The 15,196-nt window shown below is 67.7% G+C and carries 14 protein-coding genes and 1 pseudogene; 10 read left to right on the top strand and 5 right to left on the bottom strand.

Translation table 11 applies throughout. The annotated features are described in order from the left end of the window. Positions 1-1,491, top strand: coding sequence for a complex I subunit 4 family protein (locus K3G64_RS17420; protein WP_238886079.1), 1,491 nt, complete (start codon positions 1-3; stop codon positions 1,489-1,491). Positions 1,492-1,512: 21 nt separating this feature from the next. Beyond that, entirely contained in the window at positions 1,513-2,904 is a 1,392-nt protein-coding gene (locus K3G64_RS17425) for an NADH-quinone oxidoreductase subunit N (protein ID WP_238950768.1), read from the top strand. A gap of 7 nt (positions 2,905-2,911) precedes the next feature. On the opposite strand, the gene K3G64_RS17430 is transcribed toward K3G64_RS17425, so the two are convergent. Then, positions 2,912-3,523, bottom strand: a complete 612-nt coding sequence (locus K3G64_RS17430; protein WP_238886081.1) for a type II toxin-antitoxin system PemK/MazF family toxin — start codon at positions 3,521-3,523, stop codon at positions 2,912-2,914. A 21-nt stretch (positions 3,524-3,544) separates the two neighbouring features. Between K3G64_RS17430 and lepA the strand changes: the two are divergent. The 3 genes and pseudogenes from lepA to K3G64_RS17445 all read left to right on the top strand — a co-directional run bounded on the left by lepA (position 3,545) and on the right by K3G64_RS17445 (position 6,883). Then, positions 3,545-5,454: pseudogene (gene lepA, locus K3G64_RS17435) on the top strand (translation elongation factor 4). A 5-nt stretch (positions 5,455-5,459) separates the two neighbouring features. Next, complete coding sequence (locus tag K3G64_RS17440) at positions 5,460-6,176, top strand: sensor domain-containing protein (RefSeq protein ID WP_238886083.1); 717 nt, start codon at positions 5,460-5,462, stop codon at positions 6,174-6,176. Positions 6,177-6,250: 74 nt separating this feature from the next. Continuing rightward, on the top strand, positions 6,251-6,883 hold the full coding sequence (locus tag K3G64_RS17445) for a sensor domain-containing protein (RefSeq protein WP_238886085.1): 633 nt from the start codon (positions 6,251-6,253) through the stop codon (positions 6,881-6,883). 4 nt (positions 6,884-6,887) lie between these two features. On the opposite strand, the gene K3G64_RS17450 is transcribed toward K3G64_RS17445, so the two are convergent. The 4 genes from K3G64_RS17450 to K3G64_RS17465 all read right to left on the bottom strand — a co-directional run bounded on the left by K3G64_RS17450 (position 6,888) and on the right by K3G64_RS17465 (position 11,811). Continuing rightward, complete coding sequence (locus K3G64_RS17450; RefSeq protein ID WP_238886087.1) at positions 6,888-8,123, bottom strand: MFS transporter; 1,236 nt, start codon at positions 8,121-8,123, stop codon at positions 6,888-6,890. Between the two features lie 138 nt (positions 8,124-8,261). Continuing rightward, on the bottom strand, positions 8,262-9,032 hold the full coding sequence (gene mddA, locus K3G64_RS17455) for a methanethiol S-methyltransferase (RefSeq protein WP_238886088.1): 771 nt from the start codon (positions 9,030-9,032) through the stop codon (positions 8,262-8,264). A 9-nt stretch (positions 9,033-9,041) separates the two neighbouring features. Continuing rightward, on the bottom strand, positions 9,042-9,722 hold the full coding sequence (locus K3G64_RS17460; RefSeq protein WP_238886089.1) for an ArsR/SmtB family transcription factor: 681 nt from the start codon (positions 9,720-9,722) through the stop codon (positions 9,042-9,044). A gap of 52 nt (positions 9,723-9,774) precedes the next feature. Further along, positions 9,775-11,811 (bottom strand): glycoside hydrolase family 15 protein, encoded by a 2,037-nt coding sequence (locus tag K3G64_RS17465; protein WP_238886090.1) that lies wholly within the window; start codon positions 11,809-11,811, stop codon positions 9,775-9,777. A gap of 92 nt (positions 11,812-11,903) precedes the next feature. On the opposite strand from K3G64_RS17465, the gene K3G64_RS17470 reads away from it, so the two are divergent. The 5 genes from K3G64_RS17470 to cysW all read left to right on the top strand — a co-directional run bounded on the left by K3G64_RS17470 (position 11,904) and on the right by cysW (position 15,187). Beyond that, positions 11,904-12,098 (top strand): hypothetical protein, encoded by a 195-nt coding sequence (locus K3G64_RS17470; protein ID WP_238886091.1) that lies wholly within the window; start codon positions 11,904-11,906, stop codon positions 12,096-12,098. A 192-nt stretch (positions 12,099-12,290) separates the two neighbouring features. Further along, a complete protein-coding gene (locus tag K3G64_RS25700) occupies positions 12,291-12,383 on the top strand; it encodes an Ms4533A family Cys-rich leader peptide (protein WP_370646975.1) in 93 nt (30 codons plus the stop codon). A 121-nt stretch (positions 12,384-12,504) separates the two neighbouring features. Beyond that, on the top strand, positions 12,505-13,533 hold the full coding sequence (locus K3G64_RS17475) for a sulfate ABC transporter substrate-binding protein (RefSeq protein ID WP_238886092.1): 1,029 nt from the start codon (positions 12,505-12,507) through the stop codon (positions 13,531-13,533). Then, the gene (gene cysT / locus K3G64_RS17480; RefSeq protein WP_238886094.1) at positions 13,530-14,378 is read left to right on the top strand and encodes a sulfate ABC transporter permease subunit CysT; all 849 of its coding nucleotides are present in this window, start codon (positions 13,530-13,532) and stop codon (positions 14,376-14,378) included. The genes K3G64_RS17475 and cysT overlap by 4 nt, the downstream gene beginning before the upstream one ends. Beyond that, positions 14,375-15,187: a sulfate ABC transporter permease subunit CysW gene (gene cysW, locus K3G64_RS17485; RefSeq protein ID WP_238886095.1), complete on the top strand. Its 813-nt coding sequence runs from the start codon at positions 14,375-14,377 to the stop codon at positions 15,185-15,187. The genes cysT and cysW overlap by 4 nt, the downstream gene beginning before the upstream one ends. The last annotated feature ends 9 nt before the right edge of the window (positions 15,188-15,196 follow it).

A 15,196-nucleotide genomic window follows, 5' to 3' on the forward strand; every position in this document is an offset into this window, starting at 1 on the left:
ATGCTCAGCATCGTCGTGTTCCTGCCGTTGGCCGCCGCCGTGGTCATGCTCGCAGTGCCCGCCCTGTCCGACGCGCTCGCCGGTCGCCTGTGGGTGGCCGTCACCGCCGCGGAGGTGGTGCTGGTCGCGGTGCTGTGGTCGCAGTACGACTCGCCGGGACCCTACGCGCTGGCATTCGAGGAGCAGGTGGCCTGGATTCCCGGCGTCAACAGCAGCTATCACGTCGGCGTCGACGGGTTGTCGCTGCCACTGGTCGCGATGACCGCGGTCGTCTTCCTCGCGTGCGCCGTCTACAGCCTGCGCGATACGGACCGGCCGCGGACGCAGGCTGCCCTGTTCCTGTTCCTGCAGACGGTGAGCCTCGGCCTGTTCGTCTCGGCGGACCTCATCCTGTTCTTCCTGTTCTTCGACCTGTCCATCGTGGCGATGTACTTCGTCATCGCCGGGTGGGGTCACGGCGACCGCGGCCGCTCCGCGCTCAAGTTCTTCATCTACACGTTCCTGGGGTCGCTGGCGTTGCTGGTCGGCTTCATCGGCCTCTACATCGGCGCCGAACCGCACACCTTCGACATGGTCGAACTGGCGGCGACGACGCCGCTGGCCGGCCGGCCGCTCGCCGGCGGACTGGTGCTGGCGGCGATCGTCGTGGGGCTGGCGGTGAAGACCCCGACTTTCCCGTTCCACACCTGGTTGCCGCCCGCGCACACCGACGCGCCTGCGATCGGTTCGGCGGTCCTCGCCGGGGTGCTGCTGAAGATGGGCACGTACGGCTTCGTACGGATCGCGATGCCGATGCTGCCCGAGGCCTGGCGGGACTGGGCGTGGATGATCATCGCCGTCGGGGTGGTGTCGGTGCTCTACGGAGCCCTCGTCGCGCTGGCCCAGGACGATCTCAAGCGGATGATCGCCTACACGTCGGTCAACCACATGGGCTACATCGTGTTGGCGGTCGGCACCGCCGGCCTCGTCGCCACGGACACCGAACAGGCCCGCGAAGTGGCTGTCAGCGGGGCGGTCACCCAGATGGTCAGCCACGGCCTGATAACCGGCGCGCTGTTTCTTCTCGCCGGTGTGTTCCACGCGCGCACGGGCAGCTACGCCATCAAGGAGTACGGCGGATTGGCCGGGCCGGCACCGAAACTCGCCGCTCTGTTCGCCGTCGGCGCATTCGCCTCACTCGGGCTGCCGGGGTTCTCAGGGTTCATCGCCGAGTTCCAGATCTTCACCGGCAGCATTGCCGCCGCGCCGGTGACCGCGGTCGCGCTGCCGGGCATCGTCATCACCGCGGCGCTGTTCCTGCGCGCCTTCCAGCACATCTTCACGGGTCAGACCCGCCTGCGCTCCGACGGGTTCGTCGACCTTCGCGGAGCCGAGATGTGGCCGGCGGCAATGCTTCTGGCCGTATCCGTGGTGATCGGCCTGTTTCCCCGCGTGCTGCTCGACACGGTCGAGCCGGCCGCAGCGGTGCTGATCGGCCTCGTCGGGAGGTAGGCCGTGGACCACCACAGCGGGATGAACCTGTCACTGATGCTGCCGGAGATGCTGGTGTTCGGTGCGGGCCTGACGGTACTGATCGGCGGGTCGTTCCTACCGCGCAGCCGCCAGTGGTGGGGCCGTGTGGTGGCCGCCGCGGCACTGTGCGGCAGCGCCGTCGTCGCGGCGATCCAGCTCGCCGGACCCGACGCCGAGGCGTTCGACGGCACCTTCGCGGTGGACACCGCGACCGCGGTGGCGCGCATCGCCGCCGCCGTCGGCCTGTTGGCGGTGCTGGCCGTGGCCGGTGACGAATTAGCCGGTGCAGCACGGGAAAGCGAGATCTACGCACTGCTGCTGTTCGCGACCACGGGCGTGCTGGTGCTCGCAGGCGCCGCCGACCTGATCGTGCTCGTCACCGGGTATCTGCTGGCCAGCATCCCGCTCTATGCGCTCATCGGCCTGGCCCGCACGGCCGAGGGGGCCGAGGCCGCGATGAAGACTTACCTGCTCGGGGCGTTGTTCGGCATCCTTCTGCTGTCGGGCGTCACCGTCCTCTACGGCCTCACGGGCAGCACCTGGTATGCGACGCTGGCCGGCGAGCTGGCGCCGGCGCCGGCCGGGGCCGTCGCCGTCGGCCTCCTCGGCCTCCTCGGCGGGCTGATGTTCAAGGCCGGCGGTGTGCCTGCGCATTTCTGGGTTCCCGATGCGGCTCAGGGCGCGTCGGGCGCCGTGGCGACGTTCGTGACCACCGTGCCGAAACTGGGTGCGCTGATCGCGCTGTACCGGCTGGCCGAGTTGCTGCCCGCCACCATCGCCTGGCCGTTGCTGATCGCGGTGCTGGCCGTCGCGAGCATGACCCTGGGCAACCTCGCGGCCTACTGGCAGAGCGATCCGCGGCGGCTGCTGGGCTGGTCGACGGTCAGCCAGGTCGGATATCTGCTGGTGCCGATCGCCGTGCTGAACCGCAGCGACCTCGCCGTCCCGGCGCTGCTGTTCTATCTGATCGCCTACACCGTCACGAACGTCGCCGCGTTCGCGGTTTCCACGTCGCTGCCCCAGCTGCGCGACATCGGTTCCTATCGGGGGCTGGCCTATGCGCGGCCGTGGCTGGCCGGCGCGCTCGTCGTGGCGCTGCTCGGACTGCTGGGCACGCCACCGACCGCCGTCTTCGTCGGGAAGCTGACGACCGCGGGCGCCGCCTGGGACGGCGGTGCGGCGTGGCTGGCGGTCATCGTCTTCGTCAACACCCTGATCAGCCTCTTCTACTACCTGCGCTGGATCATCCCGTGCTATCAGCGGGCGGACCACGATCGTCGTGCCGCGTTCGCCGCCGGACGGTGGTCGGCCGCCATCGCCGTCGCCGCCGCGGGTCTGAGCCTGGTGCTGGGGGTGGGCGCCGGGCTGGTGTGGGCCCTAGTCGGGGGTTAGCCGCGGGTCAGCTCCAGGAGTATTCGGCCCGCAGCCGCATCGCGACCTGTTCGAACTTCTCGCGTTGGAGGATCGCGCCCTCGCGGCGGATGCCCTCCTCGGGAACGTCGAGCACCCGGTCGAGACGCACCCAGCTCTGGCGGCTCTCGAAGTCCCAGGTGCCGCTGCCGATGGCGACCCAGTTCGGGTCGTCGCGGTGATGATCCCGGCTGGACAGCATGAGGCCGAGCAGCGTGGAGCGGTCGCGGCCGACGACGAGCACCGGGCGGTCCTTGCCCCTGGTCGGGTCGTCCTCGTAGACCACCCAGGTCCAGACGATCTCGCCGGGATCGGCGCGGCCGTCGAGGTCCGGCGCGTACACCAGCTTGCGGGCCCGGTACGCGGTGGGAACGAAGTTGCGGCTGACCGGCCTGCCCACGGTGATCGCCGGGGTCTCCTCGCCAGAGGTGCCCGCGATCGCGTCCAGCCCGATGCGGATGCCCTGCTGGATGCCGCGCTGCACGGCCTCGGACTGGCCGATCTGACGGATGAACTTCGGTGCCTCGTTGAACACGATGTTCTCCGTGACGTCGAGAAAGCGTTGGAACGTCTTCCACGGCGGAGCCATGATTTCGAGCATAAGTGAAGGCGGCTTTCGTCGATTGTGTCGACAGGGCCCGACCTCGATACCCTGGTAGCGCACAACGTCCGCCCCACCAGGAGATTCCCATCAGCAGCTTCGCCGACCAGACCTTCACCGCGCCGGCGCAGATTCGGAACTTCTGCATCATCGCCCACATCGATCACGGCAAGTCGACGCTGGCCGACCGGATGCTGCAGTTGACCGGCGTGGTGGCCGACCGTGACATGCGGGCGCAGTACCTGGACCGGATGGACATCGAGCGCGAGCGCGGCATCACCATCAAGGCGCAGAACGTCCGTCTGCCCTGGCAGGTGGACGGCACCGATTACGTCCTGCACCTGATCGACACCCCCGGCCACGTCGACTTCACCTACGAGGTGTCGCGTGCGCTCGAGGCCTGCGAGGGTGCGGTGCTGCTGGTCGACGCCGCACAGGGCATCGAGGCGCAGACCCTGGCCAACCTCTACCTGGCGCTCGATCGTGACCTGCACATCATCCCGGTGCTCAACAAGATCGACCTGCCGGCCGCCGACCCGGATCGCTACGCCGCCGAGATCGCCCACATCATCGGCTGCGAACCGGACGACGTGCTGCGGGTGTCGGGAAAGACCGGCGACGGCGTCACCGAGCTGCTCGACCACGTCGTGCGCGAGGTGCCGCCGCCGACCGGCGACGCCGACGCCCCCGCCAGGGCGATGATCTTCGACTCGGTCTACGACACCTACCGCGGCGTGGTGACCTACGTCCGCGTCGTCGACGGCAAGATCGTTCCCCGCGAGCGCATCAAGATGATGTCCACCGGCGCTCATCACGAACTGCTCGAAGTGGGAATCGTCTCACCGGAGCCGAAGCCCTCCGACGGCCTCGGCGTCGGCGAGGTCGGCTACCTCATCACCGGCGTGAAGGACGTCCGCCAGAGCAAGGTCGGCGACACCGTCACCACCGCCCGCCACGGCGCCGAGAACCCGCTGACCGGCTACCGCGAACCGCGGCCGATGGTCTACTCCGGGCTCTATCCGGTCGACGGGTCCGACTACCCGGATCTGCGCGAGGCGCTGGACAAGCTGCAGCTCAACGACGCCGCGCTGACCTACGAGCCCGAGACGTCGGTGGCGCTGGGATTCGGCTTCCGCAGCGGCTTCCTCGGCCTGCTGCACATGGAGATCACCCGAGAGCGCCTCGAGCGCGAGTTCAACCTCGACCTGATCTCCACCTCGCCGAACGTCGTCTACCGAGTCGAGAAGGAGGATGGCAGCGAGCTCGTCGTCACCAACCCTTCGGACTGGCCGGACGGCAAGATCCGCACCGTGTACGAGCCGGTGGTCAAGACCACGATCATCGCGCCCAGCGAGTTCATCGGCACCATCATGGAGCTGTGCCAGTCGCGGCGCGGTGACCTCGGCGGTATGGACTACCTCTCACCGGAGCGGGTGGAACTGCGCTACACGATGCCGCTCGGCGAGATCATCTTCGACTTCTTCGACGCGCTGAAGTCACGCACCCGCGGCTACGCCAGCCTCGACTACGAGGAGGCCGGTGAGCAGGAGGCCGAGCTGGTCAAGGTGGACATCCTGTTGCAGGGCGAGCCGGTCGACGCGTTCAGCGCGATCGTGCACAAGGACTCGGCCTACGCCTACGGCAACAAGATGACGACCAAGCTCAAAGAGCTGATCCCACGCCAGCAGTTCGAGGTTCCGGTGCAGGCGGCGATCGGTTCCAAGATCATTGCTCGCGAAAACATCCGCGCCATCCGCAAAGACGTGCTATCGAAGTGCTACGGCGGCGACATCACGCGCAAGCGCAAGCTGCTCGAGAAGCAAAAGGAAGGCAAGAAGCGGATGAAGACCATCGGCCGGGTGGAGGTGCCGCAGGAGGCGTTCGTCGCCGCACTGTCCACCGACTCGTCCGCCGACAAAGCCAAGAAGTAGACCCGATGCGCTCGGCGGCGGTGGCGATGGCGGCAGGCGCATGCGTGCTGCTGGCCGGCTGCTCCACCCCGGCCGGCGAGGCGCCCGCCGTGCGGATCGTCGAGGCCGTCCAGCAGAGTCCGGACCGCGCGCTGGGCCAGGCGCTACCCAGCGTCGAAGAGCTCACCGTCGTGCTGAGCGCCGTCGGTTTCATGGGTCAACTCGTCGAGGGCGGCCCCGACATGCTGCTGCAAGGTGTCGGCCCAGCCGAGGCGTCTCCCATGGACTGCGTGGGCATCGGCTACCGGCTGCAGAAGGTCGTCTACCAGTCGAGCCCGGTGCGGTCGGTGGCCAGCCGGTCGTGGGCCGGTGGTGACGCCGACGGACCGTCGGCGACGGGCTTCTTCGGCGCCGTGCAGTTCGGGGCGCCCGACGCCGCGCGGGCCTTTTTCGCCGCGTCGGCCGACACGTGGCGTCGCTGCAACGGGCAGACGCTGACATTGATCGGCCCCGACGGCGGCGCACAGGGGTCGAGCCGCATCGCCGACGTGACGATGGCCGACGGAATCGTCTCGGCGGTGGTGCTGCACGACGACGGCTCGGCGGTACAGCGGGCCCTCGGCATCGCCTCGGATTGCGTTGTGGACGTCGAGGTTTCGGATGTCGCCGGACCCAGTGCCCACAGCGCCGCTGATGCGGTGGCGGTGGCGAAACTGATGGTGCAGAAGATCGGCGCCTCGTGACGATCATCGGTCCGCTATGCCGGGCGTGCGCGGCGGGTGTCGTTCTGGCGGCCTCGGTGCTCCTCGCAGGGTGCGTGAGCACGGTTTCGGGCACCGCGGTGAGCGGGCGGGGCGGCGGCGTGCTCGACGTACCACCGCTGGACGAGTCCGAGCTCGACGATGTGCTGCTGTCGATCGGGGAGCTCAACGGCATCATGGGCTCGACCACGATGACGGTCACCAGTGACCTCGAGGAGATGACCGACCACTCCGATCAGGTGTCGGACCCCGAGTGCCTCGGGGCCATCTACGGGGCCGAGGATCCGGTGTACGCCGGCAGCGGCTGGATCGCGGTGCGCGATCAGGTGGCGCGCGAGCCCGGCGAGAACAACGACCATTGGGTCGAGCAGACTGCCGTCTTGTACCCGTCGGCCGAGAAGGCGCGGCAGTTCTTCGACGAATCGACCTCGGCATGGGAGGGCTGCGCTGATTCGACTGTGGAGGTGGACGATTCGGATTCGTCCTTCTTGTGGGACCTGAGCGGGGTGACCGTCGAGGACACGATGATCACCCAGCTGACGACTCAGCAGGACGCCGAGGGCTGGGCCTGCCAGCACGCGCTGTCGGTGGTGTCGAACGTGACCGTCGAGGCGTGGGCGTGCGGCTTCGCCATCGGCGAGGAGGCGGCCATCATCGCCACCGACATGGTGGCCAACGCGGCCGGCTAGCCGCTCAGACACGGCGCGTTTCGTACATCCGCACCGCGACGACAATTCCCGAGACGACGCTGATGCCCGCGGCCACCCACACCGCCGCCCGCGGCCCCCACAGGTCGGCGGTGATGCCTCCGACGACTGCGCCGGCGGCATACCCGCTGTCGCGCCACAGGCGGTAGATTCCGACGGCGCGGGCCCGCCACATCGGATGGGCGACATCACCGACCGCGGCCAGCAGCGTGGGATACACCATGGCCGTACCGGCGCCGAGCATCGTGACGGCGACAGCCCACCAGGTGAAGGTGTCGACTGTCGCGATCATCCCCAGGGCGGCTGCCTGGGTGAGCATGCCCGCGGTGATGAGATGTTTACGGCCCCAACGGTCCGACAGTGCGCCAGTGAGAATCTGACCGAGGCCCCAGACGGCCGGATACACCGCGACGAGAATGCCGATGCGCTCGATTGACATGCCGGTAGCGGCGAACAGGATCGGAAACAAGCCCCACGACAGCCCGAAGTTGAGGTTGTTGACCAGTCCGGCCTGGCTGGCCGAGGACAGGGCGGGTTCGGTGAACGAAGTGCGGATGAAGATCTCGCGGTTCGTCTGGCTGCCATGGCTTCCGGGGTGCTGGTCGGCTTCGAGGCGGGCATGGCCCCGGGTCTCGCGCACCAGCACTGCACTGACGCCGAGCCCGATCGCTGCGTAGCCCAGGCCGAGGAGGAACGGTGCGGGCCGCAGTCCGTAGTGGGCGGCGAGATACCCGGCGACGACGGCGGTCACCGCGACGGCGCCGTATCCGGCGGCTTCGTTGAACCCCATCGCCAGGCCGCGCTGCCGAGGGCCCACGAGGTCGATTTTCATCACCACGGTGGTCGACCAGGTGAGCCCCTGGCTGAATCCCAGCAGTAGGTTGGCTGCGACCACCCAGCCCCACGACGGCGCCCAGATCAACATCAGTGGTACCGGCACCGCGAGTATCCATCCCGTCACCAGCACGGGCTTGCGGCCGAAGCGGTCCGACCACGTGCCCGCGAAATAGTTGGCCGCGGCCTTGGTGACACCGAACGCCAGCACATAGGTGAGCAGGAACGTGTACCCGGTCAACTGGAAGTGGCGCTCCGCCAGCAACGGCAACACCGTCTGCTCCTGGCCCACCATGCCCCCGACGAGGGCGTTGACCGCGACGAGCAGGATGAATTGGGACAGGTTGGCGCGCAGGCCCAGCCTCGGCGGGGGCTGCGTCGTGGTCATTTGCCCGTCGCCAGCCTTCCGCCCGTCACGTTCGCCCAGTCTTGCGGTCGCCGTAGTGCAGGCCGGTGTGCGCGCACTCGCGGTGGCCCTCGTCGACGATGGGCGCCAGATCGATGCCGGTGTCCGCGTTCGGGCGGGTCATGCCGGCCGGACGGTGGCGTCCGGTCCGGCAGCTCCGCCACGCCGGTGCAGGCCGGGAATGAGCCCGCCCACCGTGCTGCGGTAGTGCCGATAGTCGTCACCCAGTGCGGCAACGAGATCACGCTCCTCGAGCTGGACCGCGATCAGGATGTACCCCGTGGTTGCCACCGCGAACAGCAGGTGGCCCGCCGTCATCGTGGGTGCGGCCCAGAACGCGATGATGAACCCCACCATGATCGGGTGGCGCACAGTGCGATACAGCATCGACGTGCGGAAGGGCAGGTCCTTGTACGGTTCGCCGCGCCAGGCGAGATACACCTGACGCAGGCCGAACAGATCGAAGTGATTGATCATGAACGTCGACGCAAGGACGGTCAGCCAGCCCAGGGCGAACAGCGTCCACAGCAGGAATACCGCGGGCGCCCAGGTGACCTCCCAGACGATCGCGGGCATGGTCCGCCACTGCCAGTACAGCAGGAACAGGACCAGGCTCGCGATCAGCACATATGTGCTGCGCTCGATCGTCGTCGGCACGAACTTCGTCCACCACCGCTTGAACGCGGGCCGTGCCATCACGCTGTGCTGGACGGCGAACAGTCCCAGCAGCAGCACGTTGACGATGACCGCCTCACCGACGGACGCGGAAACACCGTTGTCCACGCTGCGGGGCACCAACAGGTTCCCGACGAAGCCGATCGCATACAGGAACGCCGCAAGGAACACGACATAACACACGGCGCCGTAGCCGATGGTGAGTGAGCGCTTCATGGTGTTCTCCTATGACGCCGTGCGGACCGGGCGGCCCGCAAGCTTCCATTCCGGGAATCCCTCGGAAAGCCGTTGTGCAGTAAGACCATTGGCACGCAGCACGGCGACCGCCTCGTCGGCGTAAACGCAGTAGGGCCCGCGGCAGTACGCGACGTAGTCCCTGTCGGCGGAAAGTTCGCCAAGCCGCGACTCGAGCTCGGACACCGGCATCGACAGCGCGCCGGCGATGTGTCCGGCCGAATACTCCTGCGCGGGTCGGACGTCGAGCAACACGACATCGTCGTCGGCCAGAAGCCGGGCGAGCTCGTCGGGCGTCACGGGTTCGAAACCGTCCCGGTCGCCGAGGAAATCCTGCACGACACGGTCCACCTCGGCCAGGTGTTGCTCCGCGGTCTGTCGCAGCGCGAGGACGAGGGCCAGCACTTCCTGCCCGGCGAGCCGGTAGTGGACGAAGAGGCCCTCGCGACGGGTTCGGACCAGCTGAGCCTGGCGCAGCTGTTGAAGGTGTCGGGACGCGTTGGCGACGGAAAGGCCGGTCTCGGTGGCCAGCGACTCGACGGAACGCTCGCCTTGGGCGAGGACCTCGAGGATCTCGAGTCGCTGCGGGCTGGCCAGTGCCTTGCCGATGCGGGCGAACTCCGCGTAGAGCCGGTTCTTGAACTCCCGCTTCACCGCGGGCTCGACGGTCACCTATTCACGATAAAACGCGAATAGCCAGATCGGAACCCCCAATCTGGGGTCTCTACATCGGGGCATTGGCGGGCACGAAAACCCCGGAGCTGTCCGCCTCCTCCTCGGCGCGGATCACGTGCACGACGGCGTTGATCAACGCCAGGTGGGTGAACGCCTGCGGGAAGTTGCCCAGATGGCGACCGGTGCGGGGCTCGATCTCCTCGGCGTACAGGTGCAACGGGCTGGCGAACGACAGCAGCCGCTCGCACAGATGCTTGGCCCGGTGGATCTCGCCGATCTCGACCAGCGCCGAGACCAGCCAGAACGAGCAGATGGTGAAAGTGCCTTCCTCGCCGGACAGGCCGTCGTCGGTCTCCTCGACGCGGTAGCGCAGCACCAGGCCCTCTTCGGTCAGCTCGTCGGCGATGGCCAGCACGGTGGCCCGGACTCGCGGGTCGTCGGGCGGCAAGAACCGCGTCAGCACGGCCAACAGCAACGACGCGTCGAGCGCATCGTCGTTGTAGCGCTGGGTGAGCACCCCGCGTTTGTCGACGCCGTGCTTGAGCACGTCGGCCTTGATCTCCTCGGCGATGGCCCGCCACTGCTGGGCATAGGACTTCTCGCCCTGCAGTTCGGCCAGTTTCGACCCGCGGTCCAGCGCCACCCAGCACATGATCTTGCTCGACGTGAAGTGCTGCGGTTCGCCGCGCACCTCCCAGATGCCGCGGTCGGGTTCCTTCCAATGCTTGATCGCCTCTTCGACCTGCTGCTTGAGCACCGGCCACAGCGTGTCGGAGATCTGTTCGCGCGACTTGGCGTGCAGGTACACCGAGTCCAGCATCGTGCCCCAGATGTCGTGTTGCATCTGGTCGTAGGCGCCGTTGCCGATGCGTACCGGCCGTGCACCGTCATAGCCGGACAGGTGGTGCAACTCCTCTTCGAGCAGGGTGCGTTCGCCGCCGACGGCGTACATCACCTGAAGCGGATGACGTTCACCGTTGTTGGCCCCCGACACGTCGGCGATGAACGCGAAGAAGTCGTCGGCCTCGCGGTCAAGGCCCAGCGTGTAGAGGCCCCACAGCGCGAACGTCGAGTCCCGCACCCACGCGTAGCGGTAGTCCCAGTTGCGTTCGCCCTGAGGCGTTTCCGGCAGCGACGTGGTGGGCGCCGCCAGCAGCGCGCCGGTCGGCGAGTACGTCAGCCCCTTGAGCGTCAACGCGCTGCGCTGCAGGTAAGACCGCCACGGGTGGTCGGGGAAGTCGCCGATGTTGATCCACTGGCGCCAGCACTCGCTGGTCGACCACATCTTCTCGGCGGCCTCGTCGTAGGTCTGCGGCGCCGGGTGCTTGGACCACGACAGCGCGACGAAGGCGTTGTCGCCCTCCTTCATCCGGGTGCGGGCCCGCGCCTCGTGGCCTTCCAGGCCCAGTCGCAGGTTCGTGGTCAGCCTCAGCGTCGGGTGCGCGTCGGGCTCCCGGCTGGCGCGCGCGATCGCCTCGCCGTAGGCCTGCGCCGAATACTCCCAGGTGGCCGGGATGCGGTGGTAGTCGAACGCCGGCTCGCAGTTCATCACCAGCTCGACCGTGCCACTCACACAGCGCACGGTCCGCAGCAGGATGTGCTCGGCGTCCCAGTCCATCGGTGTGCGGCGATGGGTGCGCGAGCGCGCCTCGAGGTCATGCCACGGCCCCATCACCAGCGCCTCGCGCACGATCAGCCAGCCGGTGTGGGTCTGCCACGTGGTCTCCAGGATCAGGCTGCCGGGCAGGTAGCGGCGCGCGGCGGGCACCGACACCCCATACGGTCCCAGCCGGAAGTGGCCGGCGCCGCGGTCGAGGATCGCGCCGAACACGCTCGGGGAGTCGGGCCTGGGCACGCACAGCCACTCGATCGAGCCGGCCGAGGAGATCAGGCACGTGTTCTCGCAGTCGGACAGGAAGCCGTAGTCGGCGATCGGCGGGAAGGGGTTCCGCAACGCCCCGGTCGGCGCGTAAGGCGTCGGTGCCGTGACGGTCAACGGAGTGTTCGACGCGACCGCGGGCGCGGGTCTGATCCCACTGTCGATCTCCGCAGACGCGTCCGACGGCCCGGTTTGTGACAGAACCATGCCGCCATCATCGACTGCCGACGTGCCCGGCGTCCACTCGTCGGGCGTGTGTCGGCGCCATCGCCGATCGCGGTCCGGCATAGGGTGGCGGCGTGGACGGCTTCCTCGATTGGTGGGACGGCGTCGAACTCTGGCTGACCGGTCTGCCGTTCATCGCCCAGACCGCGGTGGTGATGCCCGTCGTGCTCGTGATCGCCTACGGCACGGCGGTGGTGCTCGACGGTGCGCTGGGCAACGGCATCAAGCTGCTGCACCGGGTGCGCCACGACGACGAGGACGCCCGATGAGCGCTTGCGCGAAGAGAAGATAACACCGATGAGCGCTTGCGCGAAGAGAAGACAACACCGATGAGCGGCGGGATGCCGCGCTCGCGGGTGACGTTGGTGCTCGTCCTGCTGCTGGTACTGGTCGTCGTAATGTGGCTCCTGACGCGCTGAGCCGGCAAGGCGAAGTTCTTCGATTCTGTTATTCTTCCCGCCATGCCTACAGCGTCCGGCAACAAGGGCGGCCACATCCTGGCCCTCATTGCCGTGGAGTTCAGCGCTGTCGCAGATGTCTGCTGTTGTCGCTGACCAATATCCGTTCGCGATCTGGTGTCGGTGACGGCTGTGGCGTGATGCCCGGCATTGAGCCTTTGCCCTCTCCTTCGGAACGGACAAGCCCCGATGTCCCCCGAAAATGGAAAGGTCCCCCATGGTCGACATTCGTCAGTCCTGGCGCGCCGGTGTGGTGCTCGCCGCCACCGCAACACTGCTGGCCGCCTGCGGCGGCGGATCGAGCGACGTGGTCGGTGACAGCGGTGGTGACGCCGCCGAGACAACGCTCACGGTGATCGCCTATGCGGTGCCCGAGCCCGGCTGGAGCAAGATCATCCCGGCGTTCGCAGCCACCGAGGAGGGCAAGGGCGTCGCGGTGACCACCTCTTACGGGGCCTCGGGTGATCAGTCGCGCGCTGTCGTGGACGGCAAGCCCGCCGACCTGGTCAATTTCTCCGTCGAACCCGACGTCACCCGACTGGTCGACGCCGGCAAGGTCGCCGAGGGATGGAATGCGGGCGCCACCAAGGGCATTCCGTTCGGCTCGGTCGTCTCGCTCGTGGTCCGCGAGGGCAACCCGAAGAACATCAGGGACTGGGACGACCTGCTGCAACCCGGGCTCGAGGTGGTCAGCCCCAGTCCGCTCAGTTCCGGATCGGCCAAGTGGAACCTGCTGGCGCCCTACGCCGCCAAGAGCAACGGCGGACGGAACACCCAGGCCGGCCTTGAGTTCGTCGACAAGCTGGTCAGCGAGCACATCCGTACCCGGCCCGCATCGGGGCGCGAAGCCACCGACCTGTTCCTGCAGGGCAGCGGCGACGTATTGCTCAGCTACGAGAACGAGGCCATCAACATCGAACGACAGGGCAAGGCAGTGGAGCACGTCATTCCGCCGCAGACCTTCAAGATCGAGAACCCGGTCGCTGTCGTGACGTCCACCCAGCACGCCGAGCAGGCAAATGCGTTGAAGAACTTCCTCTACACGCCGGAGGGCCAGACGATCTGGGCGCAGGCCGGCTTCCGGCCGGTCGATCCCGGTGTCGCGGCGGACTTCGCAGCCGACTTCCCGGCGCCCGAGAAGCTGTGGACGATCGGCGACCTGGGTGGCTGGAGCGCCGTCGACCCGGCGCTGTTCGACAAGGACAACGGCGCCATCACCAAGATCTACAAACAGGCCACCGGATGACAGCGTCGCCGGGCGCGCTCGACTCCCGCCCGCTGCGGGGATTCTTCACCCGGCGCTACGGGCACACCTCGCTTCGCGTCGGCGTGGCGACCACATGGCTGTCGATCATCGTTCTGCTGCCGCTGGCCGCGATCGTCTGGCAGTCCGCAGGCGGGGGATGGTCGGCGTTCTGGGCGGCGATCACCTCGAACGCGGCGATCGAGTCGTTTCGGGTGACGTTGACGGTGTCGACGGCGGTCACGGTGCTCAACCTCGTCTTCGGTCTTCTCATCGCCTGGGTGCTGACCCGTGACGAGTTCCCGGGCAAGCGCTTCGTCGACGCCATCATCGACCTGCCGTTCGCGTTGCCGACCATCGTCGCGAGCCTGGTGATGCTGGCGCTCTACGGGCCCAACAGCCCGGTCGGCGTGCACATCCAGCAGACCATCTGGGGCATCGGCATCGCGCTGGCATTCGTGACGCTGCCGTTCGTGGTCCGGTCCGTGCAGCCGGTGCTGCTGGAATTGGACCACGAGGTCGAGGAGGCCGCGGCCTCGTTGGGAGCCGACAACCTCACGATCTTCCGGCTGGTGATCCTGCCCGCGCTCATGCCGTCGCTGCTGTCCGGTGCCGGACTCGCATTCTCCCGCGCGATCGGGGAATACGGGTCGGTGGTGTTGATCGGTGGGGCCGTACCTGGCGAGACCGAGGTGTCCTCGCAGTACATTCGCCAGCTCATCGAGTTCGACGATCGGACCGGCGCAGCAGCGGTGTCGATCGTGCTGCTGACCGTGTCCTTCCTCGTTCTGCTGGTTCTGCGAACCATCGGCAGCCGAGCTGCCAAGCGTGAGGAACTGGACCAGTGACACCGTCTCCGACCGTGCGCAGGATCCTGCGCTTCGTGGCACTGGCATACATCGCCGTGCTGCTGGTTGTGCCGGTCGGGTTGATACTGTGGCGCGCCTTGGCTCCCGGGCTGGGCGACTTCCTCGGGTCGATCAGCACCCCGGCGGCGATCTCGGCGCTGCAGCTGTCGCTGCTGGTGGTCGCGATCGTGGTGCCGCTCAACGTGGTCTTCGGCATTCCAACCGCCATGGTGTTGGCCCGCAACAGGTTTCGTGGCAAGAGCCTGCTGCAGGCGGTAATCGACCTGCCGTTTGCGGTCTCGCCGGTGGTCGTCGGCGTGGCGTTGATCCTGCTGTGGGGCACCGCGGGGGCGTTCGGGTTCGTCGAGAACAACCTCGGCCTGAAGATCATCTTCGGTTTCCCCGGCATCGTCCTGGCCAGCATCTTCGTGACCGTCCCCTACGTCATCCGGGAGGTGGAACCGGTCCTGCACGAGCTGGGCACCGATCAGGAGGAGGCGGCCTCGACGCTGGGTTCGACGGCGTGGCAGACGTTCTGGCGGGTGACGCTGCCGTCGATCAAATGGGGCTTGATGTATGGCGTGGTGCTCACCGTCGCGCGCACGCTCGGCGAGTACGGTGCGGTCATCATGGTGTCGTCGAACCTGCCCGGCACCTCGCAGACGCTCACCCTGCTGGTCGCCGACCGGCACGCGCGCGGTGCGGAGTACGGCGCCTATGCGATCTCGACGCTACTGATGGCGGTGGCTGTGGTCGTGCTGATCGCCCAAGTCATTCTCGACACCCGCCGCCAGAAGACGGCCAAGTAGGAAAGGGAC

The organism is Mycobacterium sp. IDR2000157661, assembly GCF_022317005.1.
Taxonomy (GTDB): Bacteria; Actinomycetota; Actinomycetes; order Mycobacteriales; family Mycobacteriaceae; genus Mycobacterium.